This window comes from Mucilaginibacter sp. (assembly GCF_025362475.1).
GTDB lineage: Bacteria > Bacteroidota > Bacteroidia > Sphingobacteriales > Sphingobacteriaceae > Mucilaginibacter.
In genome coordinates, this window is sequence record NZ_JANYGH010000055.1 from 262,163 (window position 1) to 288,165 (window position 26,003).

At 41.4% G+C, this 26,003-nt stretch carries 18 protein-coding genes and 2 riboswitches; of the genes, 6 read left to right on the top strand and 12 right to left on the bottom strand.

The genetic code is table 11. From position 1 onward, the window contains the following. Nucleotides 1-57: 57 nt before the first annotated feature. The 3 genes from Q0R88_RS18555 to Q0R88_RS18565 all read right to left on the bottom strand — a co-directional run bounded on the left by Q0R88_RS18555 (nucleotide 58) and on the right by Q0R88_RS18565 (nucleotide 3,925). Nucleotides 58-1,386: a TlpA disulfide reductase family protein gene (locus Q0R88_RS18555; protein ID WP_295718980.1), complete on the bottom strand. Its 1,329-nt coding sequence runs from the start codon at nucleotides 1,384-1,386 to the stop codon at nucleotides 58-60. Nucleotides 1,387-1,412: 26 nt separating this feature from the next. Then, nucleotides 1,413-2,732, bottom strand: a complete 1,320-nt coding sequence (locus Q0R88_RS18560; protein WP_295718981.1) for a TlpA disulfide reductase family protein — start codon at nucleotides 2,730-2,732, stop codon at nucleotides 1,413-1,415. A gap of 219 nt (nucleotides 2,733-2,951) precedes the next feature. Next, nucleotides 2,952-3,064, bottom strand: a riboswitch (SAM riboswitch). A gap of 414 nt (nucleotides 3,065-3,478) precedes the next feature. Then, complete coding sequence (locus Q0R88_RS18565; RefSeq protein ID WP_295718982.1) at nucleotides 3,479-3,925, bottom strand: protein-disulfide reductase DsbD domain-containing protein; 447 nt, start codon at nucleotides 3,923-3,925, stop codon at nucleotides 3,479-3,481. Nucleotides 3,926-4,152: 227 nt separating this feature from the next. Further along, nucleotides 4,153-4,268, bottom strand: a riboswitch (SAM riboswitch). Nucleotides 4,269-4,649: 381 nt separating this feature from the next. Between Q0R88_RS18565 and Q0R88_RS18570 the strand changes: the two genes are divergently transcribed. From Q0R88_RS18570 to Q0R88_RS18585, 4 genes are read left to right on the top strand one after another with little or no spacing between them, the layout of a single operon-like run. Next, a complete protein-coding gene (locus tag Q0R88_RS18570; RefSeq protein ID WP_295718984.1) occupies nucleotides 4,650-5,570 on the top strand; it encodes a family 2A encapsulin nanocompartment shell protein in 921 nt (306 codons plus the stop codon). Continuing rightward, complete coding sequence (locus Q0R88_RS18575; protein WP_295718986.1) at nucleotides 5,554-7,479, top strand: family 2A encapsulin nanocompartment cargo protein cysteine desulfurase; 1,926 nt, start codon at nucleotides 5,554-5,556, stop codon at nucleotides 7,477-7,479. The genes Q0R88_RS18570 and Q0R88_RS18575 overlap by 17 nt, the downstream gene beginning before the upstream one ends. A 9-nt stretch (nucleotides 7,480-7,488) precedes the next feature. Continuing rightward, nucleotides 7,489-8,307 (top strand): serine acetyltransferase, encoded by an 819-nt coding sequence (locus tag Q0R88_RS18580; protein ID WP_295718988.1) that lies wholly within the window; start codon nucleotides 7,489-7,491, stop codon nucleotides 8,305-8,307. Nucleotides 8,308-8,317: 10 nt separating this feature from the next. After that, nucleotides 8,318-9,589, top strand: a complete 1,272-nt coding sequence (locus Q0R88_RS18585; protein ID WP_295718991.1) for a cation:proton antiporter — start codon at nucleotides 8,318-8,320, stop codon at nucleotides 9,587-9,589. A gap of 44 nt (nucleotides 9,590-9,633) precedes the next feature. Here Q0R88_RS18585 and Q0R88_RS18590 read toward each other — a convergent pair whose 3' ends face one another. The 5 genes from Q0R88_RS18590 to Q0R88_RS18610 all read right to left on the bottom strand — a co-directional run bounded on the left by Q0R88_RS18590 (nucleotide 9,634) and on the right by Q0R88_RS18610 (nucleotide 16,735). Further along, the gene (locus tag Q0R88_RS18590; protein WP_295718993.1) at nucleotides 9,634-11,688 is read right to left on the bottom strand and encodes a histidine kinase dimerization/phosphoacceptor domain -containing protein; all 2,055 of its coding nucleotides are present in this window, start codon (nucleotides 11,686-11,688) and stop codon (nucleotides 9,634-9,636) included. 452 nt (nucleotides 11,689-12,140) lie between these two features. After that, on the bottom strand, nucleotides 12,141-13,073 hold the full coding sequence (locus Q0R88_RS18595; RefSeq protein WP_295718996.1) for an alpha/beta hydrolase: 933 nt from the start codon (nucleotides 13,071-13,073) through the stop codon (nucleotides 12,141-12,143). 33 nt (nucleotides 13,074-13,106) lie between these two features. Then, a complete protein-coding gene (locus Q0R88_RS18600) occupies nucleotides 13,107-14,114 on the bottom strand; it encodes an MBL fold metallo-hydrolase (RefSeq protein ID WP_295718998.1) in 1,008 nt (335 codons plus the stop codon). 28 nt (nucleotides 14,115-14,142) lie between these two features. Then, nucleotides 14,143-15,945: an amidohydrolase gene (locus Q0R88_RS18605; protein ID WP_295719001.1), complete on the bottom strand. Its 1,803-nt coding sequence runs from the start codon at nucleotides 15,943-15,945 to the stop codon at nucleotides 14,143-14,145. 13 nt (nucleotides 15,946-15,958) lie between these two features. After that, nucleotides 15,959-16,735 carry an alpha/beta hydrolase gene (locus Q0R88_RS18610; protein WP_295719003.1) on the bottom strand — a complete coding sequence of 259 codons (777 nt, stop codon included), beginning with the start codon at nucleotides 16,733-16,735 and terminating at the stop codon, nucleotides 15,959-15,961. 450 nt (nucleotides 16,736-17,185) lie between these two features. Here Q0R88_RS18610 and Q0R88_RS18615 point away from each other — a divergent pair, with 450 nt between their 5' ends. Continuing rightward, nucleotides 17,186-18,559 (top strand): alginate export family protein, encoded by a 1,374-nt coding sequence (locus tag Q0R88_RS18615; RefSeq protein ID WP_295719006.1) that lies wholly within the window; start codon nucleotides 17,186-17,188, stop codon nucleotides 18,557-18,559. 45 nt (nucleotides 18,560-18,604) lie between these two features. Here Q0R88_RS18615 and Q0R88_RS18620 read toward each other — a convergent pair whose 3' ends face one another. The 3 genes from Q0R88_RS18620 to Q0R88_RS18630 form a co-directional block, all read right to left on the bottom strand. Next, nucleotides 18,605-19,477, bottom strand: coding sequence for a sigma 54-interacting transcriptional regulator (locus tag Q0R88_RS18620; protein ID WP_366087573.1), 873 nt, complete (start codon nucleotides 19,475-19,477; stop codon nucleotides 18,605-18,607). Continuing rightward, nucleotides 19,432-20,553, bottom strand: coding sequence for a response regulator (locus Q0R88_RS18625; protein ID WP_295719009.1), 1,122 nt, complete (start codon nucleotides 20,551-20,553; stop codon nucleotides 19,432-19,434). The genes Q0R88_RS18620 and Q0R88_RS18625 overlap by 46 nt, the downstream gene beginning before the upstream one ends. Nucleotides 20,554-20,909: 356 nt before the next feature. Next, nucleotides 20,910-21,962 (bottom strand): alpha/beta hydrolase, encoded by a 1,053-nt coding sequence (locus Q0R88_RS18630; RefSeq protein ID WP_295719012.1) that lies wholly within the window; start codon nucleotides 21,960-21,962, stop codon nucleotides 20,910-20,912. A gap of 466 nt (nucleotides 21,963-22,428) precedes the next feature. Between Q0R88_RS18630 and Q0R88_RS18635 the strand changes: the two genes are divergently transcribed. Continuing rightward, complete coding sequence (locus Q0R88_RS18635) at nucleotides 22,429-25,122, top strand: GH116 family glycosyl-hydrolase (RefSeq protein WP_295719014.1); 2,694 nt, start codon at nucleotides 22,429-22,431, stop codon at nucleotides 25,120-25,122. A 130-nt stretch (nucleotides 25,123-25,252) separates the two neighbouring features. On the opposite strand, the gene Q0R88_RS18640 is transcribed toward Q0R88_RS18635, so the two are convergent. Then, complete coding sequence (locus Q0R88_RS18640; RefSeq protein ID WP_295719017.1) at nucleotides 25,253-25,843, bottom strand: DUF4202 domain-containing protein; 591 nt, start codon at nucleotides 25,841-25,843, stop codon at nucleotides 25,253-25,255. Between the last annotated feature and the right edge of the window lie 160 nt (nucleotides 25,844-26,003).

Sequence of the window (26,003 nt, forward strand, 5' to 3'; positions counted from 1 at the left end):
TTACTTGTTTTAGTGAACCCGGTAAGGCTGTAACCCCTTACCGGGATTTAATTTAGTTTATTTTCCTTTGAGTTCTTTTTGATCGGTACCCGTAACATTACCCGCGCTGGCAGGTGCCGGTTCGGCAATCAATTCATCCAACAATTTGTTGAATTTCTTTTCGTAGTCCTGGTAATATTTACCGGTAACAGTGCCTGTGTAGCCTGTGTATATTTCACGCACATCGCCCTTCCTGTCAATAATGATGGTGGTAGGGAATGCCACAAATTTGTTTAGTGCAGGCAGTTTTTGCGATACCAGCTTTTTATCAGCCAAGCCGCCGAAAACGATATCATACTGGATATTGTATTTATCCCTTAGCTTGCCTAAAGTATATTTGGCATATTCCAGGCTATCTTTCTGTTCAAAACCAATAGCAATTGCTTCTACCCCACGGCTGTGGTTTTTATTAAACCATGGCGAAAGGAATACAGTTTGATCTGTACAGTTGGGGCACCAGGTACCTACAATTTCAATAATGGTTACTTTGCCTTTATACTTATCATCGCTAAGCGATACCGGTTTTCCATTCAGGTCGGGAAAAGTAAAGTCCAGCTTTTTGTAACCTTCTTTAAGGTAGGTTAGTTTATACGGATCGGGTAATTCTGCTTTATCGTCCTTCACAGCATCAAACTTTGTGTTATCATAAATACCGGAACCAATTTCGCCGCTTAATGTACCATCAGCATTGATCTTGCCCTTGTAGATCTTTGGACTCGGACCGGTAAAGCCGGATAATTCGAACTCATTCCCCTGAACGGTACCCTCCAATTCGCGGCTATCGCCGGTTACCTGCATAATTACGCCGGTAAGTTTATTGCCTGTTTGTTTCAAAACAGCTATTTTGTTAGGCACCTGGTCTTTTGAATAAACTTTCAGTTCCCATTTTCCGGTTAGGTTCGCTGTCGGAGCAACGTCCTTTCCTGGTTCAACAAAACGGTATGTTTTCCCATATTCCGCGGTGAAAGGCAGAGCATTACCACGAAAACCCGGTACCAGGCTGCGGTATTCACCGCTTAATGTTCCGTCATCTTCCACTTTAGCAACCAGGGCGGCATCATAGGTATTCATTTTGATAAACACAGAGTCTCTGCCAATCTGCTTTACATGAAAGTTGTCCCGGCGGCTGCCATTAATCAGCGTAAATACCGCGTGCTCCGCGTCTTTACCCTTTAATTCAAAGTTGAAAGGAACCTTGGTTTCGGCAACGGTAAATACACCACGCCATACACCTTGTTTAATAAATTTCACAGGCGGATTTTTATCCGCGGCTAATGCTGCTGCACCGCTAAACAATAAACCTACAGACAGGCATTTGAATGAGGTAATTAGATTGATAGTTTTCATTTGATAAATTATAGGATCAGTTAATGTTAGTTTCCTGGATGGGTTGATGGATCTGCAATAGCCGCTGTTTCCGGGGCCGGTTCAGCGATAAGCTCGTCCAACAGTTTATTAAATTTCTTTTCGTAATCTTCGTGGTATTTACCCGTTACCGTACCTGTATAGCCGGTGTAGATTTCCCTTACATCACCTTTTCTATCAATTATAATAGTGGTTGGGAATGCGATGAATTTATTCAATGCAGGTAGCTTCTGCGATACCAGCTTTTTATCGGCCAGGCCGCCAAAAGCTATGTCATAATTGATCTCGTATTTTTCTTTCAGCTTACCTAATGTGTATTTGGCATATTCCAGGCTGTCTTTCTGCTCAAAACCCAGTGCAATGGCTTCTACACCACGTTGATGGTTTTTATTGAACCATGGAGATAAGAACACGGTTTGATCGGTACAGTTAGGGCACCAGGTACCAATAATCTCTACGATCACTACTTTACCTTTGTATTTGTTATCGCTGAGAGACACCTGTTTACCGTCTATCCCCGGGAAAGAAAAATCAAGTTTTTTATAGCCTTCTTTCAAAAATGTAAGCTTATAAGGATCAGGCAATTCCACCTCTGTTTTTTTAGCAGCATCGAACTTCAGATTTTTATAGATGCCGAAGCCTTCTTCACCGCTGATAGAGCCGTCGGCGTTGATCTTGCCTTTTATGATGAACGGACTTGGGCCGGTAAAACCACTCAGTGCAAATTCATCGCCCTGAACAGTACCTTCCAGTTCGCGGGTATCGCCAACTACAGTCATCACTACGCCGGTAAGCTTGTTTCCTTTTTGTTTCAATAAGGCTATAGATGCAGGAACAGCCTCTTTACTGTAGGTTTTGATTTCCCATTTACCGGTCAAATCAGCTTTAGGGGCTACGTCTTTGCCGGGTTCTACAAAGCGGTAGGTTTTACCATATTCTGCAGTAAATGGTAAAGAATTACCCCTGAAACCCGGTACCAGGCTACGATATTCGCCGCTTAGCGAACCATCGTCTTCGATTTTGGCTACCAGCGCAGCATCATAGGTGTTCATTTTAATATAAACTGAATCGGTACCCACAGATTTTACGTGGAAATTATCCCTCCGGGAACCATTAATAAGCGTAAACACCGCGTGCTCGGCATCCTTGCCTTTCAGCTCGAAATTAAAAGGCACTTTTGATTCGCTTACGGTGAATTCACCGCGCCATTTACCTTCTTTTATAAACTTAGGCTTTGGGGTTTCATGGGCCGATAATATCGTAGCCCCACTAAGCAGTAAGGCGGCCGATAGCAGCCTTGTTTTGGTTAAGTAGTTTGTAGTGTTCATTTTGTATAAGTTTTAATTATTGTTGATTGATGCGATGCCTGAAAATTTGGACATAAGTATTCCATCAGGCTTAACAAGCCTTTGAAAAAACGCTATAAATTTTTAAGGTGCCTGGTTTTTAAAACCAGAAAACATACTGAACCATACAACAACATCGTTTGATGGCTGCGGGTTGTGGTTGTGGGTAATGAATGTTAAATGTGTTCATGACTTTTAGTTAATTTATATTCCGGTGCATAATTGCTACCGAAAAAAGTTCAGCACTTATTTCAGGTTTCTGAAAAGTTGCTATAAGATCATCGAGACTTCCTCTCCCTTATTCTTTATAAATCAACTAATTAATGGTGGGGTTAATTAGAATGGTGTAAAGATAGCAATAAATATGATAAATACAATAAAATCTATAGACTTAATAGAATATTTTTTAATTCTTTATGTTTTTAGTAATTATTTATCTTGTAAAACGATATACATCCTGGACTGCACAGCACACGCCTGATTTACCACCATAGCAAAGCAACGCACTTAGTACAGCCAGGATGTATATCTTGATTAAGATTTAAAAACCGGAAACGTAACTACGTTTTTAACAATGGCAATAACAACAGAAAAGGGTGCCACCATTCTGTTTGCGGGCTTTGGTGAATAGATTTGATCTTAGTTTCATGGTATTAGTTTGTAATTCTGCAGATCAATTGGTGGCTATTGAACTGCTTACTAATTAAGTATTTTGATTATATACGATACTATTTTACGGGTATATTAAACTCCACATCATCTGGCGGTAAACATTGCTTGTCGTTACATGCCATAAAATTTACCGTGCCACTAACTGATGCCTGGCCCGATTTAAGTTTTACTTTTTGCTGAAATATAACTGCCTGTTCAAAATACTGTACATTCATGCTAAACGACTTTTCATACTTGCTTACGGGTTTGGGCTCGGTTGTATTACCCACTAAAATGTAGTTGTCGTTTTTTTCAAACTTTAGCGAGGTCTTTATCGGTCCGCCATCGGCAAGATGCTGCGAATAAATATGCCAGCCTTTATCAATGGTAGCTTTTATAAATACTACGGCTTGTTCATTATCAATCTTTTTGGCAGCATATGACCATTTTACCGGTGTAAGGATCTGTGAAAAAGCAGTGGTGCTGATAACAATTGTTAAAGCGGTAAGTATTACTTTATTCATTTGATAAATTCTATTTGTAATAATGTGATGTATAGTAGTTAGTGTGCGAAGGAGGCTGTTTCTTTAAAGGAACATTTAATCAACAACACATTGTTACATCATTACAAAGCGATCTGTAAATATTGGCAGGTAATTGGGGAAAAGTATTCATGTATTTAGTTGTTTATTTATGTTCTTTACACTTATCTAAAAGAGAGCCGGAGAGAATACCTATAGAATTCTATACCAACTTATCTTCCTCCCAACGGGAGCAGGAATTAGCACCTTTTACTAAATCTGAGATTCATGGTACAGGTTGCCAAGACGTCATGGGGCCTTTCCCTCTGTCTTTTCTGGATAAGTATAAAAGAACGTGATGTTGCAAATATATATTAAAAACTATAATTCCTATAGACTTTATATAATTTATTTCACTTTGTTAATTTTCCAATAAATCGTCGGTTGTTCAAGCATTCTTTTTAGGCAATAATACCGGATACAAAATCATTAACAATTGAACAGCCCCGTTTAATTGTCATTTAGTCAGCGCTTTATCCCCTATTTCTTCAACCTTAAAATAGCTGAACTTTAATATCAGCACTCCATTAAAAATTATTTTTTGCAATAAAATTCAATAGTATACAAAATCTATAGGATTTATATACTATAATTGTATAGTCATGTAATTCTGTATTTACGGCACATTAAAATTCATTATTTAAAGCACATTCCTATTATCTAAAAAATGGCAGAGCAAAAAGCAAAACAAACAGCCCTTGGTGATGTAGCCGCCAGGCAGTTAGCGGTAGCAACCCGTACCGTTCCACAATTATCAACCATTACGCCACGGTGGTTAACCCATTTACTCAATTGGATCCCGGTTGAATCGGGCGTTTATCGGTTAAACAAGGTGGTACACGCAAACAATGTAGAAGTGGATTGCTCTTCACGCGATGAACGTGAATTGCCATCAACCTTTGTTGATTATGAGGAAAACCCAAGGGAGTACAACCTGAGTGCTGTAAATACGGTACTGGATGTACACACCCGTGTATCTGACCTGTATAGCAAGCCTTATAACCAGATCAGCGAGCAATTGCGCCTTACTATCGAGATAGTTAAAGAAAGGCAGGAAAGCGAACTTATCAATAACCCCGAATACGGGCTACTGAGCAGTATTTCGCCATCACAAAAAATTAAAACCAGGCTGGGCCCTCCCACCCCCGACGATCTGGACGAACTGATAACCAAAGTGTGGAAAGAGCCCGGCTTTTTCCTTTTGCACCCATTAGCTATTGCCGCCTTTGGCCGTGAATGTACCCGCCGGGGTGTACCACCGCCGACGGTTTCACTATTCGGATCGCAATTTATTACCTGGAGAGGAATCCCGCTTATTCCATCAGATAAACTGCCTATCGTAAATAATAAATCAAAGATCATCCTGTTAAGAACAGGCGAAAGCCGTCAGGGTGTTGTAGGCTTGTTTCAACCTGGTCTTCCGGGCGAGCAGTCACCAGGTTTATCTGTCCGTTTTATGGGTATCAATAATAAAGCGATTGCCTCATACCTGGTTTCGCTTTATTGCTCTTTAGCCGTTTTGGTTGATGATGCTATTGCCGTTTTAGAGGATGTTGATTTAAGCAATTACCATGAGTACAAATATTAATCCGGATAACTTACTTAACCTGCAGGAACTGGAGCAACTGGCTAATCAGTTTTTTAAATCAGGGCCTGGCGGCTTAGTAAACCAAGTGCCTGTGCAACAAGCTCCTGAGCCTTTTTTATTACCCGGCAATATAGGTGATGAAGGCTTGTTTAGCCCGCCACAACAGGTGAATACGCCTATACACTCCATCCCTTCAAGTACAATTGGAGGTGGTGGTATTTCACCATCTGCCATTAACCAGAATAATGCTGTTAACCTAAAGGATCCGCAAACCAGTTTTGCAGATCCTAATTTAAGTGATCGTTCTAATTCATCGGCCCCTGTTTCTGGTAGTACTCCCACCGCTTTTGGCGAACAATTGCCCCTACAACCTGGTTTTAGTTATGACTCTTATTTGGTAAAAACAGATCTTATACCAGATCTTCCCTTAAAGCAAAACTTCCCGGTTGAGCAACTTTCTATTGCCCCTGAAGGCTTGTTTCAGCTATCTTACCAGCAGGACCAGGCTTTTGATATCGAGCTAAAGAAAATATTGAGCAACATTAATACATCGGGGCCTTCAAACGCTTTACCATTTACCGGTGCACCCGCTGCTACCGAAATTCCGTTTTATTTTTTATCAGATAAACATGGATTACCTGCGGTAAAATCAGATCAGGGAAAAGTTAAGCAGGCAGGCATCAGCAATATCATCAGCCCGCCGTTTGATGTAAACCTGGTTAGGCGCGATTTTCCCATTTTACAGGAACAGGTGAACGGAAAACAGCTGATATGGCTTGACAATGCAGCTACCACCCAAAAGCCTAAACAGGTAATTGACCGCATCAGCTACTTTTATGAGCACGAAAACTCCAACATCCACCGTGCAGCACATGAACTGGCGGCAAGGGCTACCGATGCTTACGAAGGCGCACGCAAAAAGGTACAAACTTTTTTAAATGCCGGTTCCATAAACGAGATCATATTTGTTCGTGGCGCAACCGAAGCCATCAACCTGGTGGCCAAAAGCTGGGGCGAGCAAAACCTGCATGCAGGCGATGAGATCATTGTGAGCCACCTGGAACATCATGCCAATATTGTTCCATGGCAGCAGTTAGCTGCTAAAAAGGGCCTAAAAATAAAAGTAATTCCTGTGGATGACGACGGGCAGGTATTGATAGATGAATATGTAAAACTCCTCGGGCCCAAAACCAAATTGGTGTCATTTACCCAGGTATCAAACGCTTTGGGCACAGTAACGCCGGCCGCGCAAATTGTGCACCTTGCTCACCTGGCCGGGGCTAAAGTACTGGTAGATGGCGCTCAATCCGTATCGCACATGCCTGTTGATGTACAGGCCTTAAATGCCGATTGGTTTGTATTCTCGGGCCATAAGGTTTTTGGGCCTACGGGTATCGGCGTCCTTTATGGTAAAGAAGATTTATTAAATGAAACCCAACCCTGGCAGGGAGGTGGCAACATGATCAAAGATGTAACTTTTGAGCATACCCAATACCATGATGCCCCCGGCCGCTTTGAGGCTGGCACCGGTAATATTGCTGATGCGGTTGGCCTGGGTGCCGCAATTGATTATGTAAGTCATTTAGGGATGCCGCTGATAGCGCAATACGAACATTATCTGCTGGTTTATGCAACCCAATTGTTAAAAGAAGTAAAGGGAATACGCCTGATAGGTACTGCCCCGGATAAAGCCAGTGTTTTATCATTTGTATTAGATGGCTACAAAACCGAAGAGGTAGGCGCAGCTTTAAACCAACAAGGTATAGCCGTACGGTCTGGTCATCATTGTGCGCAGCCTATTCTTAGGAGGTTTGGCGTTGAAAGCACTGTTAGGCCTTCGCTGGCATTTTATAATACCTGTGCCGAAATTGATTTGCTGGTGAACGCCCTTCATAGCCTTAAACGATAATATACCGGTATGAAAGACGATAAATTTGACAGCTTTATACAATCGCTTTATCAAACCCATAAAGCTGAATGGGAAGCGACACCGAAGATCAGGCAATGTGTTGGTTGGTTATCTGATCTTTTTGAATTCCTGTTTCCAAATAACCATGCCAATAAACTATCAATCTATGGCGGTCATCTTAAAAAGAACCAGATAGATCTTGAAAATATATTGCTAAGTTATCTCGATCCCAATGACATTGATATTGAGGAGGCAGTTATTTCTTTTTATGATTCATTAAATGAAATTTACCAGGATCTGCGGCAGGATGCTTCCATGATATATGAAAAAGACCCTGCCGCTACCAGCGTACATGAGGTAATTGTATCTTATCCGGGCTTTTACGCCATCGCGGTTTACCGTATAGCACATCAGCTTACCCGGTTGGCTATACCTATTTTACCCCGGATATTATCGGAGCACGCGCATGGTAAAACCGGGGTAGATATCCATCCAAAAGCTATAATCGACGTACCTTTTTGTATTGACCACGGTACCGGAATTGTTATTGGCGCAACCAGCATTATTGGCAAGCATGTAACCATATACCAGGGTGTAACCTTAGGTGCCGCGCAGGTGAGTAAGGAATTATCCGAAACCAAACGGCACCCTACTGTTGAGGATAATGTAGTTATTTACGCCCGTAGTACCATTTTAGGTGGCCGTACGGTAATTGGTCACCACAGTGTAATTGGAGGTAGTGTGTTTTTAACAAAAAGCGTACAGCCCTTTTCGCATGTTTTTAATACTCATCAATTACGAATTGAAGTAAAAGAAAACCTGCAATAATTTTTTAAACATGGTTTCGAAACTTAACTCATCGGAGATAATTCATTTCCTGCTCATTCTTTTGATTATACTGATCCCGGCGAGGTTGTTAGGCGAGTTATGCCGCAGATATAAACTGCCGGCTATTATTGGTGAAATTTTCGCGGGTATTATTGTTGGCCCCACCTTGTTGGGATTAGTATTCCCATCTGTTTTTAAAGATATCTTCCTGTCTACCCCTCATGCTTTTGAAGCGTTTGATGGTATTGCTAATATTGGCATTATTTTGCTCATGTTTATTGCCGGCTTTGAGGTAGATCTGAAACAGATAAGGCAGAACGGCAAACAAGCCATCAGCATAAGTCTTACGGGTATTATATTCCCTTTTGCTATTGGTTTTGCCGCAGTATGGTTCCTGTACCAAAGTCATTTTGCCAATGGCTTTAATAACCAATTAGTCACCTCGTTATTTTTCGGAACAGCGCTTTCCATTACTGCGCTTTCTGTGATTACTAAAATACTGCTCGATCTGGATATTCTTAACACGCGCATAGGCAACATTGTATTAACTGCTGCTATGGTTGATGATTTTCTGGGCTGGATACTATTCTCCATTATTATCCAACTCATGAATGTTGGCAAAGGTGAAGCCTCATTTTGGTCGGTAAGCATAGTTATACTTTATGCAATTTTCATGTTAACAGGCGGCCGTTGGCTTATACATAAACTATTGGCAATTGCCGGCAAGGGCGAGAAGCCAGGCCGGGTACTTACCATGGCCGTTTGTCTTTGCCTCATCAGCGCATGCATTACCGAAGGCCTTGGGGTGCGTGGTATATTTGGCGCCTTCCTGGTTGGGGTTGGCATCAACGATTCTGAATATTTTACGGAGAAACATAGACATGTGCTACATCAATTTACCATTAATGTATTGGCTCCGCTCTTTTTCGCCTCCGTTGGATTAAGGTTGAATTTTATAGCCAATTTTAACCTGGAAGTAGTACTTATTATCCTGGTTATTGCCTGCCTGGCCAAACTCATAGGTGCAGGTATTGGCAGCGCGATGAGCGGCATGAGCAAAAATGAATCCATAGCAGTAGCATTTGGTATGAATGCAAGGGGATCGCAGGAAATTGTACTGGGTTTATTGGCCCTACAGGCAAAAATAATAAGCGAACCTGTATTTGAAGGACTGGTTGTAATGACGGTAGTTACCATGATTATCTCAGGCCCTATTATGAAACACTATTTTTTAAAGGAACAAAAGTTACAATTAACCGTAACAAACTCCCCAAGCCCATGATATTATATAAATCATTGTAAGTTATGTACTTATAATGATTTGTATCACATACTGTAGCTGGCGGCGCTTTCCGTTTTAAAGGAAACTTTCACTATCACACCATTAAAATTTTCAATTTTAAGTTTGCCACCTAATTGCTTGCTTAAGCCTTTCATCAAGTTTAGTCCGAGGGTGCCAATATTTTCTGAATCCAAACCCGCCGGTAAGCCCTTGCCATGGTCAATTATCGTCAGATAATTAAAACCATCGCTCATCCGTTTTAAAGCAATTTTTACTATTCCCGTTTCATCGCTTGCATAGGCATATTTAATGGCATTTGTAATTGCTTCGTTCAAAATCAAGCCCAGAGGCACTGCCTGCGCTACATCGAGCTTAATTACATCAATTTGCTTTTCAAATTGTATCCGATTGCCCAGATCATAACTATCTTTCAAATAGCTGATTAACTCGTCAATGTACTCAGGCATGCTGATAAGGTCCAAGCTTTCAGACTGATAGAGCTTTTGATGGATCAATGCTATGGAATGCATACGGTTTTCACTGTTTTTGATAACCTCTAATGCTTCATTATTATTGATATAAGCCGACTGGCGCTGCAGCAGCCCCATAACAATCTGTAGATTATTTTTCACCCGGTGATGGATCTCTTTAATGAGCCATTCCTTATCTCGCAATAATCTATCTTTTTCATTTAGCAGTTGGTTAAGCGATACATTATTGCGCTGTTTAAGCCTGTAACCGTTATATAATAACCCAATAAATAATATCAGCAACACAAGTCCCCCAAGAGTAATGTTCCGCATATTTTCAGACCTTATTACCTTTTCGCGCTGCAATAAACCATCTTTTTTTAACAGCTTAATGTCCCTCTCCTTTTGGTCTGTTTCGTACTTGATTTGAATTTCGGCTATTTGCTTGTTTTTTATGATGCTAAAAAGTGAGTCGCTTGTAGCTTTGTAATTTCTAAGATGATTTAAAGAAGAAAGATAGTCTCCTTTGGCCGAATCTATTTTATACCAAAGGAATTGAAGATCTCTTTCGTAAGATGCAAAAAAACGTTTACCTGCCAGTCCATCCAGGTAAAGATTTGCCTTTTTATATTTTTTTTGCTGAACATAAAACTTAGCGATATCCAGTCTGGCTATATAAAGAAAAACACTTTCGTCCTGTCCCGGTGTAATTAGCCTGATCATATCCAGATAGTTCTTTTCGGCAAGGGGAAAGTTTTTTTGTGCTTCGTAACAATACCCTTTAATTTCGGCAATGGTGCCTTTTATAAAATCACTTTCGGGTGGGTGTCGTTTTTCTGCGGCAAGAATCTCATTTAAAGCTTCATTGATTTTTTTTTGTTTTACGAGCCCCTGTACTACGAATCCTACAGTCCGGAAGATGGAAGTTTGGGAATAACCAGGAACTCTTTCCCTCAATTGTATGGTTTTACGATACCAAATGATACTATTTTCGGTTTGACCAAGCTCCTGGTAAACCAAGGCTAATTCGCCGTAAAAACTTTCCCGGCTCAGGGTGTCATTCGTTTTTTTCAAATATTCAATACCCTTTAAAATATAAGGTAGAGCTATATTGTAGTTACCTTCATATCTGTTTGTAGTTGATAACAACATAAAGGCACCAGCAATTTCTTTCCGGCCAGAAAACTGGTAGTTTTTTATTATATCGAGACATTCATTTTCAGATGAATCAGAATGATCAGACAAAAAATAAGCATCGGCCAGGGAGTACCGAACATTAATTTCGGTGGAGGTTTCATTTAGTTTATGGTATATTTTTATGGCATTTTTATAACTCGCAATGCCAAGTGCTAAACTATTACGCGCAGACGAATCATAACCTGTTCTGTATTGTATGGCAGATAAACCCAGCTTATACCAGGTCCGCGCTTCGAGTGCCACTTGTCGCTTCATATGAAAATTACTAATCGCTTTCATATAAAGCTGCTTTCCCCTATCCCTGTTTTTTAAGGCGATATAGACCATGCCCAGGTAGGTAGTAGTTTTATCAATACTGTAGTTGCCGTCGGTTTTATGTAACTGCTGGCTTAAGTTAAGCGCGTTCTTAAAATAAGTGAGCGCAGTATCCATCTTTTTTTTATTGCTTCCTGCTTGGTTAAAGAAGTAGAATCCAATTTCACCGAGTTTTTTTAACTGATTAGTATCCGCCACACTTTTTTTCGCTAAGCGGATATTGTTTCGAAGGTCATGCTCATTGAGGATCTGGCCCCGGCACGGAATCGCGAAAAGGTATAGTATCAATAATAAAAATATAGCTTTATACATTTGCGCCGGGAGATATACCTTTTGTAAAAATAGTTAATAATAAAATAAGCGATAATCAAATATGGTCCAAAGTATGTTGCCAGATCGCAAATTGCGGCCGAAAAAACAATTGTAATCTCAATTTTACCTATTGCCGTTTTAAGGTACAATAAAAGCAATGGGTAAGATATTTCATGCGCCTTAATTATGGGTTAGATCATTCGTTAAAATGAGATGCCAGTTTTAATTTAAACCGGCATCTCCAGTAGGCTTGTTTATTAGTTTAAAAAGAAATCCAAAAGATCTTTTTGCACCTGTGCAGTTTGCTCCTGAACCACCCAATGACCAGAATCTTTAATAATTGCCTCATGTACATCGGTTGCTACCAATTTACAATGCGCTGCCAAAAATGAACCTGCAAAATGATCAGACCCCATGGCCAGTAATGGCATTGGTAGTTTCTTCCTGGCAAATTCTAGATTGTCTTTGGCGTCCTGTGAAAACTGGCCAAACCAATGGAAAGCCCCTGTTGTAGCCCCGGGCACTGAGTAAGCCCGGATAAATTCATTTTTTTCGGCCTGGGTAAATGCATTTTTTTGAAAACCAACTACAGGCCAAAAATCTGTAAAGAACAAACCTACTTTGCCCGATACAATTTCGCCCGAATGTGGTTGCCCAAAGAAGCCAAACCACCAGGCCTGTGCCTTAACCTGGCTCCAAACTGGCTCAATGCCTGGCAACAACGCATCCATCAGGGCTATCTTTTTAACTTCGGCAGGGAATTGTGCTGCATAAGCATAAGCTACCATTAAGCCAATATCATGCCCGGCCAAATTGATATGCTGATAGCCAAGCTTTTTCATCAGCTCGTGCATATCTACGGCCATGTTTTTCTTATCATAGCCACCTGCCGGTTTGCCAGATTCGCCAACACCGCGCAAATCCGGGGCAATCACGGTAAAGTGTTTGGAAAGTTCGGGTAGCAATCGGTTCCACATATACCAGTTTTGGCCAAAACCGTGCACCAATAACAATGGCTGGCCTTTGCCGCCAATAACGTAATGAAGTTTTACGCCGTTAACGGTGGCGTATTCATTTTTGAAACCTGCAGGTGGCAAAGCTGGTTTTACGCCTACGGCAAATGTTACGGTTGCAAAAATGGTTAGCAAACAAGCGAATGCCATACATGTAATTTGTTTTGTTACTTTCATGATCGTTTTATTTGTGTTGGGGTTAAATTTTTATTATTGTTTCTTGTTGTCGCTGATATCTTTATAGGCATTAGGCAAATTGAAGTTGAAATGCAACCAGTTAAACAGCGCATAGCCTTTGTTAAATTCGTTCATTTTTACAGTCTCTTTGGTTTGTTCCAGCGTAAGGCCTTTGTCAACGGCCACTTCTACCTGTTGCTTTAGTGCTTCCACATAATCAATAGTATATTTGATGCCTGCTTTATTGGTCACCCTGCCGTGGCCAGGAATGATTATTGCATCCTCAGGTAAAAAATCATACACTTTTTTGAGGTTGTTGGCCGGTTCCAGAAAATAGCCATCAAACAACCAGGGAATAGCCGGACTTTCGGCGATAAAGGGATTGCCGGCCCAGAATATTTTTTGTGCGGGCATCCACACAAAAAGATCTGCCGGTGATTGCGCCGTACCTACATTTAAAAGTTCAACTATCTTACCGTTACCTAAATCGAGTTTTAAATTACTATTTTTTGGTATCACAATGTCCGCAGGCCGGTAAACCGAGTTTTCGATACCTCGGTTGGCCCCAAATAGTGCAGTCATAAACTGTTTGATATTATCGTAATTTTTAGCAAGATTTTCTTTGGCAAACTCGTTCTGGATGATAGTTGTTGAAGCCGGCAACAGGTAATTGCTAAAGCAATGATCACCATGATCACTGGTATTAACCGCATAGATGATGGGCTTGTCTGTAACAGATCTAATCAGTGCTACTTCCTGGTTATAAAGCCGTTTGCTTAGCATTACTTCTATTAGCAATACGCCCTTAGCACCAATAATAAAGCCTCCGGTTGTTGCCTGTGGAATGCCCATTGAGGTTTCTTTTTCGGCTGTTGCAGGAATTATGGCGTAAATGTCGTCGCTAAGCTTTTGCAGCTTTAGTTCTACTTTATTGGCGTCCCAAATAGGCACCTGGGGCGGTAGCGCCATTTGGGCAGATACAGACGCCGCAACTAATTGCATTATAAAAGTTGCTACAATGATTATATTTTGATTTTTCATGATTTTGTTAATTGATGATACTGATAAATTACTTTTGATAGCCACCGAAATATCTAACCGGCGACCAGGCCGGGATTACTTCTGGGATGGAGGGATTTTGAGCTGAATATTTACCTGAAGCATAAACTATTTTGCCATTTACCACGGTTACCAAAGCGTTGATTGCCTTCACTTTTTCAGTACTGGCTGTGAAATAATCATCGGATAGGATCACCATATCTGCATACATGCCTTTTACCAGTTTTCCCTTCAATTTTTGTTCACCGGAGAACCAGGCGCTGCCGGATGTATATAGCTTTAAAGCCGTAAATTTATCCAGTACCTGGTCTTTTGGCCAAAACTGCATCCCTCCAATAGTTTTCCCGGTTAGCAGCCAATGCAATGCCATCCATGGGTTATAAGTAGAGATCCTGGGTGCATCTGTACCCATGCCAACAGGAATCCCCATGCTAAGCATCTTTTTTATAGGGGGCAGCTGCGTTGCTGGCTGGCCATACATTTTGGTGTACAGCTCGCCCTGGAAATACATGCGAAATTGTACAGCCACGCCACCGCCCAGCGCTTTAACACGTGCCAGTTCAGAGTCTGTTATTGTTTCGGCATGGTCAAAAAACCATCTTAAACCGTTAAATGGCATGTCCTTGTTCACTTTTTCAAATACATTCAGCATTCGATTGATCGATTCGCCGTAAGTTGCGTGCAGGCGGAATGGCCACCTGTTTTTTACCAGCAAGCGGATAATGGGCTCCAGATCGGTTTCCATACTGTCTGACAAGACGATTCTTGGCTCCAGGAAATTTTCAAAATCCGCTCCCGAAGCGATTAAATTCTCTCCGGCGCCTTCCATTGCATAACCGTTAGCCATCAGAATATGATCATTTTTGTTGGGATAGGTCTGGGCAATCCATTTTTCATAGTCCGTAAATTCCTTTCCTTTTTTTTGCGCGAATAGATAATAAGCGGTACGCACGGTAAGTTTTCCCGCTTTGGCCAATGCCAGCGACGCCTGGTAATCAGCGTCATAATTTTGGGAGCCACCGGCGGCATCAACCACGCTGGTTAAACCGAAACTGTTTAATTCCCGATAAAAATTCGCTGAGCTGTTAATGCGTTCTTCCGGGGTAAGCGTACCGGTAAGCGCCAGGGTTTTGTAAATGGCCATGGGAGTTTCTTTAGCATAAAGCAAACCGGTAGAATTTCCGTCTTTGTCCAGTTCAACAACACTACCCGGATAACTTGTATTTTTATCGTACCCCAACACTTCTATTCCCTTTTTATTCAAAAACGCTTTGCCGTACAGGTAGGTAATAAACACCGGCTTATCCGGCACTGCCGCATTAATCTCATCAATGGTAGGTTGTCTTTTTTCTTCAAATTGAAACTCGTTCCAGCCGCCTACAACTTTTACCCATGCACCTTGTGGTGTCCTGGCAGCCTGTTCTTTGAGCATTTCCATCGCCCGTTTAAGCGTTTTAACGCCATCCCAGCGTAGTTCCATATTAAAATTAAGGCCCTCCCTTATGGCATGCATGTGGCTGTCATTTAATCCGGGGATCACCGTTTTGCCATCTGCATTAATCAATTTTGTAGATGACGACTTGTAGCCGGCCATTAAATTGCTGGTGGTGCCAGTTGCCAGGATGATCCCATTTTTTACCGCTATAGCCTGTTTAAATTCTCCGGGCTGGCTCATGGTGGCCACTTTAGCGTTATAAATGATCAGGTCGGCTTTTTGCTGTGCATGTGATAGATGGGCTGCTAATGTCAATAGCATCGCCAGCATGACCGAAAGCCGCCATGCACCTTTTTTTGAGTTATAACTATTTTCCATAATTTTTGTGGTTTTAAGCTTTTATCCAGTTTAAAATGTAATCGGCTTTTTCCTCCCACCCGGGCTGACCCAATACAAAATGGTTGGCGTTTTCAAATTCTTTGTAATCGGCAACAGAACCTGCATCCTGGTATTTTTTAAAGTTTGAGTAGTTGAGAGAGGCCGGGATGAAGTTGTCCTTACCGCCGGCCAGGAATAGTAGCGGTGCGTGAGGAGTGGTAAAATCTACCTTGGCGGCATTGGTGATGGCGTCCCGCACAACCAATTTTGATTCAGGCGTCAGCAGGTCATAATAAGCCGTTTTCTGTTCCTCATAGCTCATGCCATTTGTAAAAGCATACTGCCATTCGGTAAATGACATCAGGTATGATTTTTTAGTAGATGTAAAAAAGCCTAACGGCCCCCAGCCTGCTTTGTAAAAGGAAAATTTAAAGGTCATGACACCCTGGGGCTGCAGAGAATGAATGGCGACCCCTGCTTCAGCGAGTCCGCGCTGCACCAAAAGCTGGGTAATTAGTCCGCCCATAGAATGACCGATAAGAATTGGTTTTTCCAGCAGTTGCCGAACAATCACGTCGTAATAATTTGTTAAATCGGCCAGCCGCTGCCTCGCGATCGCAGTATCGGGGTGCCTTTGCCGAAGGGTACATGCCGGGGCATCCTTATGAGGCCATGCTGGAGCATATGTTTTATAGCCCCTGGCTTCGAAAAAAATGCTCCACTGATCCCAGCAGGATGCACCTACAAAGGCCCCGGTGATAAAAACAATGGTTTTGGATGTGGTTTTCATGAGATGAATGTGTTCGTTAATCATTATTTGACCTGACCATTGAACACAACCGCAATACCAATAATATAATGTGTTGTATATTAAATAGATATGATTATTCTTAAAAGAAAACTTACTTCATGTCGTAATCAGACGCTCAAAAGCAGCGAAATAAAGTAAAGGTTATAGATAGTTTAGAAAATGAACTTGATCATTATGAAGAAGAAAAGCTGATTGATGCCCAATCTGCCTATCCGGTCAATGATATTGTCTGTAATGCTATAAGGGAAAGTGAGCTTCGAATACACCCGTTTTACTATTTTCTTTATTTCGTTGTACAGCCATCAAATCACGACATGAAGTAAATATTTCCCAATAAAATAAATTAAAATACTAATAATCAATAATTTAAATAAAAGGCACTGCATTTGGCTATTTACTATCATGTTATTATTCAGAAATCTATTTATCATGAAAAGAAATATACTAAGCCTATTCATTATTTTTTCATCCTGTATTTGCTTTGCGCAGGATGCTTCATTTAAATCACTTAGGTACGATGAAAACTATACCTACCTGGCAAAGGACACCAGCACAAACTGGTATCATCAAATGAAATTTACTCCAATCAATAGCAATAAAACCACGTATTTTAGCCTCGGCGGCGAGGTGCGTTACCAATATTTTTATTTTAAAAATGAAGATTGGGGCGCCGTTCCTTATGATAAAGACGGCTTTGTACTCACCCGGTATTTAGGCCACGTAGATTTTCATACAGGTAAACACTTTCGCACATTTGTACAGCTACAAAGCAGCTTAGCTAACGGACAATTGGAAACCCCGTCGCCGGTTGACAATAACCCACTTGATCTGCACCAGGCTTTTATTGATGTTTCTACTCCATTTGGTAAACATCAAAAACTAACTTTACGGCTCGGCCGCCAAGAATTGTCCTACGGATCGCAAAGATTGGTAGCCGTTAGGGAGGCACCAAATAACCGCCAATCATTTGATGCCGCAAAAATGATGTATAGCTACGGGCAACTTAAACTGGATGCGTTTTATGCCCACTACGTGCAGGCAAAGCCAGGTATTTTTGATGATGGCTTTAATCACAATACAAAATTTTGGGGCGGATACGCAACAATAAGCAATGTGCCTTTTTTACAAAATGTAGATATTTATTACCTTGGATTATGGAAGAAATCATCTGTATTTGATGATATTGCCGGCCAGGAAACCAGGCACTCTGTAGGAACAAGAATTTTTATGAATTCGCCAACCTGGCAATATGATTTTGAAGGCGTTTACCAGTTTGGAAAATTGAGCACCAGCAACATTAACGCCTGGACCTTGTCGTCCAACATCTCCTATACGTTTAACAAGGCGGGGTTAAAGCCCCAGCTAGGATTAAAAACGGAAGCAATCAGCGGTGACAGAAATTACAGGGATGGTAAACTAAATACATTTAACCCGCTTTTCCCAAGGGGATCTTATTTTGGATTGGCTGCGCTTATTGGCCCATCAAATTTATTTGATGCACACCCCTATTTCCAAGTATCGCTATCAAAAAAACTGGTACTTGCAGAGGATTATGACCTTTTTTGGCGAATGAGCAAAAATGATGGCTTATATGCTGTAAATGGCAGGTTACTTTATTCGGGTAAAAATACAACCTCAAAAAAGGTAGGCCGGCAGTTAGGTACAGCTCTGGAATATACGCCCAACAAATTCCTGTATTTTAGAGAGGAACTAACCTGGTTTAGCGCAGGCGATTATTTAAAAGAAGTTGGGCCGGGTAAGGATATTTTAATGCTGGGCAGTACAATCACACTTAAATTTTAACTCTGTTACCGCGCAGTTGCAGGGTAAAGGCGATAGGTTAAATAATCATCCGGTATAATCTTTTCTAATACCCAGTTTTTTCATTTTTGAGTTAAGGGTTGTAGGCGGTAGGTTCAGCAGGTCTGCAGCTCCGCCTTCGCCCCATATTTTACCTTTACATTTTTTTAGTGCTGACAGAATATGGGCCCTTTCATTTTCGCTCATGGTTTGGATAACCCCGTTTTCAGCAACATGGAAAACCGTTTGAACCGGCATGGTAGGCAAAGCCATAGTATTTATGGTATCATCCCTAGTGAGTAGTACCTCCCGTTCAATCAGGTTTTCAAGTTCTCTGATATTGCCTGGCCAGTGGTAGCTTTTCATCTTCTCCATTACAAGGTCTGAGATTCCCTTAATTGCCTTCCCTGCTTTCCTGTTGTATATACCTAAAAAATGGGCGGCAAGCGCGAGGATATCTTCTTTGCGTTCCCGTAATGGTGGCATAGTTATCAAAATAACATTCAAACGGTAATACAGATCGAGTCTGAAGCGTCCTTCGGCCACCTCCTTTTCCAGGTTGCGATTAGTGGCCGCAATTACCCGTACATCAGTTTTAATGGTTACCCTACCGCCAATGCGCTCAATCTCTTTTTCCTGTAATACCCTGAGAAGTTTTACCTGGAGCTCGAGCGGAATTTCGCCAATCTCATCTAAAAAAATAGTTCCGGAGTGGGCCATTTCAAATCTTCCTATTTTTCGTTCATAGGCCCCGGTAAATGATCCTTTTTCATGCCCAAACAATTCAGAATCAATAAGGCTGGCTGGCAGGGCGGCACAATTTACTTTGACAAATGGCTTCAATTTACGCGGGGAAAGCTGATGGATACGATCAGCTATCTTCTCCTTGCCCGGCCACTTTCGCCCAATATCAGCACAGATGAATTGTGCGGCGCTACCTGGATAATTTGATCAAACACATTTAGCAACAAATGGCTGCTGCCTATAATCCCCTCAAAAAAATTGGGGCCGGGAGCCTGTATAGCCGGTTTTACCATAGTATTATCTATGAAGCTTGTGCCAAAAGGATTACTTCCATCAGCCATCATCGCCTTTATAAAACTCCCCAATAAGGATTGAAAACGATTAATCATCATCAAGTGATCTGCATTATAGGCATCCGGGCGCCGGCTAAAAAAATGAAACTCAAATTGAATGTCATGCCTAATGCTAATCGGTAATACCAAACACGATTTTAAATCATAAGTATTGGCAATGAAATTTATGAATGGGGCATCACTGCGCAGCTCATTCAGTTCGGGTTCGTTATACCAGGTAGCAATCTTTATAGGTGCCTGCCTGGCTTGCATAGCAGTCAGGTCGCCCATCTTTAACCGGGTGATCACCATTAATTCCTTGGGGCCAATCACCTGATATTCTTCAAATCCCACCCGTAAAAAGCCAAGCTGATTAAAGTGGTGAATTGCGGCCGGCGTTAACCCAACCGACATATATTCAAAAGGGATATATGGCTGTACGGCCTGGCCAAGCAACATTACTTTATCTTCCCAGCCCAATACCATTTCCAGTATTTGGGATATCTTTTTCTGAAATACAGCATTTTGACGCAAGCCGTTCTCCAGATTATTCTCATAACGGTATAAGGCGATATCCAAAGCTATCAGTACATCCTTCTCCCTAAATGGCTTTACAACAAACCCATATGGATTTGTCTTTTTGGCTGCTTCTAATACTTTTTGATTAGAGTTGGCAGATATGTATATAAATGGAATATTCTTTTCCGACAAAACATGAGCCAGGTCTATCCCAGTTTTCTTTCCCTTTAAATAAATATCAAGCACCACCAATCCTGGCTTTTGTTGCTCTACAAGCTCCAGGGCCTCAGCAAAAGTGTCGGCTATTCCGCAAACATCATAACCTCCATTCTGCAGTATCTCACGCAAAACATCGGCTATGATGAATTCATCTTCAACTATCAGAATATTTTTTCTGTTCATCTCTTGCTAATTTACTATTAATAAAGATCGGGTGCTCAAGCTGGATAAATCTTTCTGTTTTAAATTTAAAGGTTGTCGCAATATGTAATTCATATTTAAATCTCATGGCATTAAATCATAAACTCTGCCATTAAAACGAAAAAAAGACGGAACACGCTGATTTTTTCAAACAACCCGCATTATTGTATTCAGAAAGTTTATACTATGATTTCATTAATTATAGTTACTCCAAACACACAATCGCCTACAGCGATATATCGTTGTAGGCGATTGTGTAAACAGCTAAATATCGCTGTTTGATATTTTGCTTAAATAACCGTTTTAATTTTAATCCTCACAAATTTAGCATGGCAATATTAATTAGTATAGCCGTCTACTTCAACTATCGCGTCGGCAAAGGCCTGTGGCGCTTCCTGGGGTACATTGTGGCCAATGCCATTAAGGATTTTATGGGCATATTTACCTGTGAATTTTTTGGTATAAGCTGCTCCATCTGCGGCGGCACCGTCAAAATCGCTGCTGATGGTGATGGTTGGTACGGTGATGACCGGGCCCGCGGCAAGCCTTTTTTCCAGGTAGTCATACTTAGGGTCTCCTTTGGCCAGGCTTAGCCTCCAGCGATAATTATGGATCACAATACTAACGTGATCAGGATTGCTGAAGGAAGCTGCAGAACGATCAAAGGTGGCATCATCAAAGTTCCATTTCGGTGAGGCAATTTTCCAGATGAGTTTATTAAAATCGTGCCTGTTGATATCGTAGCCGGTGCGGCCGCGTTGGGTAGCAAAATAATACTGGTACCACCAACCCAGCTCTGCCTTTGGTGGTAAAGGCTGTAGGTTTGTTTGGCGATTAACGATTAAATAACCACTTACAGCAACAAGGGCCTTGCAGCGTTCAGGCCAAAGGGCCGCCATGATGTCGGCAGTTCGCGCTCCCCAATCAAAGCCGGCTATAATTGCCTTTTCTATCTTCAACGCATCCATTAACGCAATAATGTCTAAGGCGATAACTGATTGTTGGCCGTTCCGGAAGGTTTTGTCTGAAAGGAAACGGGTTGTTCCAAAGCCGCGCAAATATGGGATAATTACCCGGTAGCCCTTTGCTGCCAATAGTGGTGCAACTTCAGCGTAGCTATGAATATCGTAGGGCCAGCCGTGTAACAGAATTACCGGCTTTCCGTCGCTTGGGCCAACTTCAGCGTACCCAACATTCAAAACTCCTGCATTAATCTGCTTTATATTGTTAAATGTGTCATTGGCTTCCTGCCCGCCTTTTTTCGCATCAGCAGGCTTTTGGTTGGCGGGTTGTGCATTTGCTGAACCGATCATTACAAACGATGCGACAGCCATGATAACAGCTGTGAAACTTAAAAAGAACCGGCGGCTGTAATTGAGTGGATTTGACATGATATTTTTATTTAGTTGTTTGTTTGATTATTCAAAAATATCCCCATTTTGTGCATTATTCAATCTTCAAATAGTTCAACCGGACCGAATTGACCGCGAAATGGTCATTTTTAATCCTGAATTTTTTTTGTTGGAAGTCTTGCCTCCTGTGCTGAGGAGGATCACTGAACCTGTTAGTGTTCTCCTTTTCAATAAATATATTTTTCTCATTCGTAACTGATTATTTTAGTATGTTAGCTTTTGCGCATTCCGCGTTAATAGACCACCATATTGCGTAATTTTTTGATTAAAAAAATATAATGATAATTTCATTGCCTACTGACAAATGGCACATTGAAATGATCAATTTTTTGCTGCATGGTTTTGACCTGATTTTTGGAATGCAATAAGGTTGGACAAAATCTCCAGATCTGGGGATATTGGTGACTAAAAGAGATTTTATATATTGTAAAAATATAATCTGGTAATGAAAAATATCAAGCGCCGTGATTTTTTAAGGAATACAGGTCTTATTACTGCAGGTTTGCTGGTGGCTCGTGTACCGGTAATGGCAAGTGCTAAGGTAAGGTGGGCAACAAAAAATGGCCCCTTACAATTAGATAAAAATCAGGATCAGGAATGGGTAAAATCCTTATATAACAGAGGAACGACAACAACCTATCTGAAAACTAAAAACGAACTGCAATACATCGGTATGCCTGTAGGAGGTATCAACTGCGGTACCTTGTATTTAGGCGGCGACGGCCGGTTGTGGCTATGGGATATCTTTAATAAAAACCAAGAAGGTATTGAACCTAAGGTGGTTAAATGGGATCATGATGTTCAGGGGATGGGTGAAAAAGTACGATCACGTGATGGAGCCTGCTATATACAGCCATCAAAAGATATCCGCCCGTTGGAGCAGGGCTTTGCTATTAAAGTTAAATACCAGGGAAATACGATAACAAAACGCATTCATCAGGATGATTGGGATGAAATAAAATTTGAAGCCACCTACCCCCTGGCCGTTGTTCATTACATAGATAATAGACTGCCGTTAGATATTAAACTGACGGCGTTTTCTCCATTTATTCCGCTGGATGAGGATAACTCTAATATCCCGGTAACTGTTCAGTCTTTTGAAATAAAAAATACAGGAACAGAAATTATAGACGTAGAAATAGCAGGATGGCTTGAAAACGCGGTCAATAAATTTTCGGCAACTGCAAATTGTGATGGGAAAAGGGTAAATACTGTAATTAACAAAACAGACCACGTGTCAGTGTTTTCTACCTTTAAAGCCGTGGATAAAGCAAAGTATAGTGATGCCGGCGATACCGGCTCTATGTGTTTATCATTCATCGGAAAAAATGCCATGGGTATTTCTTCTTTTTCACTTCCTTTTTCTGCTGCATCTTTTAACTCAAAAATAACAAATGAGGCCGTTGTAAATGCCGATGAAAAATTAATTGCCGGTATAGTTTCATCACAACAGCTGTCGCCCGGGGAAAGTATAAAAAAAGAGTTTGTCATTAGCTGGCATTTTCCTAATGTAGGTGTCCGTATCGATGTACCGGACGCAAGAACAGGTCATTACTATTTGAATAAGTTTTCTGATGCCCTGGCCGTTGCGGATTATGTGGCTGAAAGGTTCTCGTATCTAACGTCTCAAACAAAACTATGGAACGATACCTGGTTCAATTCAAGTTTGCCACATTGGTTCCTGGAACGAACATTTTTGAATATCTCTGCATTAGCCACTACTACCTCCCATCGGTTCAAAACCGGGCGTTCATGGGCTTGGGAAGGCGTTGGGGCCTGTGAGGGTAATTGCACGCACGTATGGCAATATGCACAGGCCATCGGCAGGGTATTTCCCGGTATTGAACGGGACAACCGCCAGCGGGTTGATCTGGGCATCTCCCTTCAGGAAGATGGTGGTATATGGTTTAGGGGGGAATATAATAAACGACCCGCTATTGATGGGCAGGCCGGCAGGGTTTTAGGCTGCCTGCGCGAACACCAGATGAGTGCCGACAGCACATTCTTAAAAAACAATTGGGTAAATATCAAAAAGGCGACGCAGTTTATCATTAACGCGGATAAGAATGGTGACGGCATGACGGATACCCCAATGGAAAATACCCTTGATGCGATTTGGGATGGCGAAATTGCCTGGATCGTAGGGCTGTGCATTGCTGCTGTAAAGGCAGGCGGTGTGATGGCAGAAGAAATGAACGACGCGGTTTTTGCTGCCCGATGCAAAGAATATGCTACAAAGGGAATAAAAAACATGGATGATCTTTTATTTAACGGTGAGTATTACATTCACAGACCTGACGCGGTGAAAGGACGGGCAGGGATCGGGTCGTACAATACCTGCCATATCGATCAGGTGCTGGGGCAAAGTTGGGCATGGCAGGTGGGGATGGGTCGGATCAACAATAAAGAAAAAACGGTCAGCGCTTTAAAGTCGCTCTGGAAATATAACTTTATGCAAGATGTAGGTCCGTTTGAGAAACAACATTCGGGCTGGCGCCCTTATGCTTTGCCCGGCGAAAGCGGCATGGTGATGAATACGAATCCCAAAGATGAACCCCATCCCTATGGGGAATCAGCAACCTGGCAAATGGGCTATTTTTATGAATGTATGACCGGATTTGAACATCAGGTTTCAAGCCACCTGATGGCCGAAGGAATGACAGACGAAGCCCTGGTTTTAACAAGAGCGATTCATGACCGATACCATGCTTTTAAGCGCAATCCCTTTAATGAAATTGAATGTAGCGACCATTATGGCCGGGCCATGGCCAGCTACGGAACTTTTATTACTGCTTGTGGTTTTGAATACCATGGCCCGAAAGGCTTTATTCGTTTTGCGCCAAAATGGGATAAGGAAAATTTTAAATCTCCCTTTACTGCGGCTCAAAGCTGGGGCACTTATTCCCAAACGAAGACAGGTGGCAAACAGGAGCATCTTTTTGAAGTAAAATATGGTTCGTTGCAATTACAGAAAATTAGCCTGGAAAAAATGGACGAACAAAAAGTAAATCATATTTTGGTGATGATGAATGGGCAAAAAGTCTCCGCTGATTTCATCCAAACGGGCACAACTATTTTGGTGACACTACCACAAGCAGCAAACATAAAAACCAACGAACTTTTAATGATTTCAATTTAATTATATCAGTCTACCATTGGGGATCAGTTTTATGCCATCAGTATTGCCTTCAACATGAAGGAAATTACTGATGGCCCATAATAGACCAATATTCCGCATTGCAAATCCAGGTTTTACTTGCATAGAATAACTACAGACTGCTTAACGCTTTATTGATCAGATAAAGTCCGTTTTCCGAATAAGGTAATTTCAGTGCAAGTTGATGTCCATTCTCATCCATTTTTAATAATGATTTCCGGAGAATGTTTATTATTTTCTCTGGTTCATGCTCGTACTTTTTACTAAAGTCTTCATATTGTAATTGCAGGAACACCAGGCAAAGAGCATTCTCCATTGTCTGAACATCGGGATCAACTTTAATTCTTTGTTTCAGGATGATTTGTTTAACCCGATCCAATGTTTCTTCCCCATATCCGGCTTCTTTCATTAAACGACCGGCAATAGCAGCATGGTGCAGGGCAAGATTCTTGCGCCATTTAAGATAGTGTTCACGTCCGTTCGGGTAATCTTCACGCGGGATTTCCCATCTCCCGATATGTTGACTTCTGGATGCTAATAATAATTCGTCAGTAGCATTGGGGTTTAGTTTTAAAACCCATTCATATAATTTAACAGCAAAAAAATATTCCTGTGGTTGGTTTTCACTTTCCCATGTAAAACTGCGGGGATCTTGTTTATTGTAAGCGTCAAAAAGCTCAAATGCCTTACTTAATCTACTCATCGGTTGAAAAAAAAGTTAATTATTTATAAAGCTACTATAGTTTACCGACTGCCAAAACCATTTATTAAGATAACTGTGATTTTCGGCCATTACCACAAGCAGAGATTGACGGGTATGCTCCTGACCAACAACCGGAATAATAGACATCAGCCTTTTTATC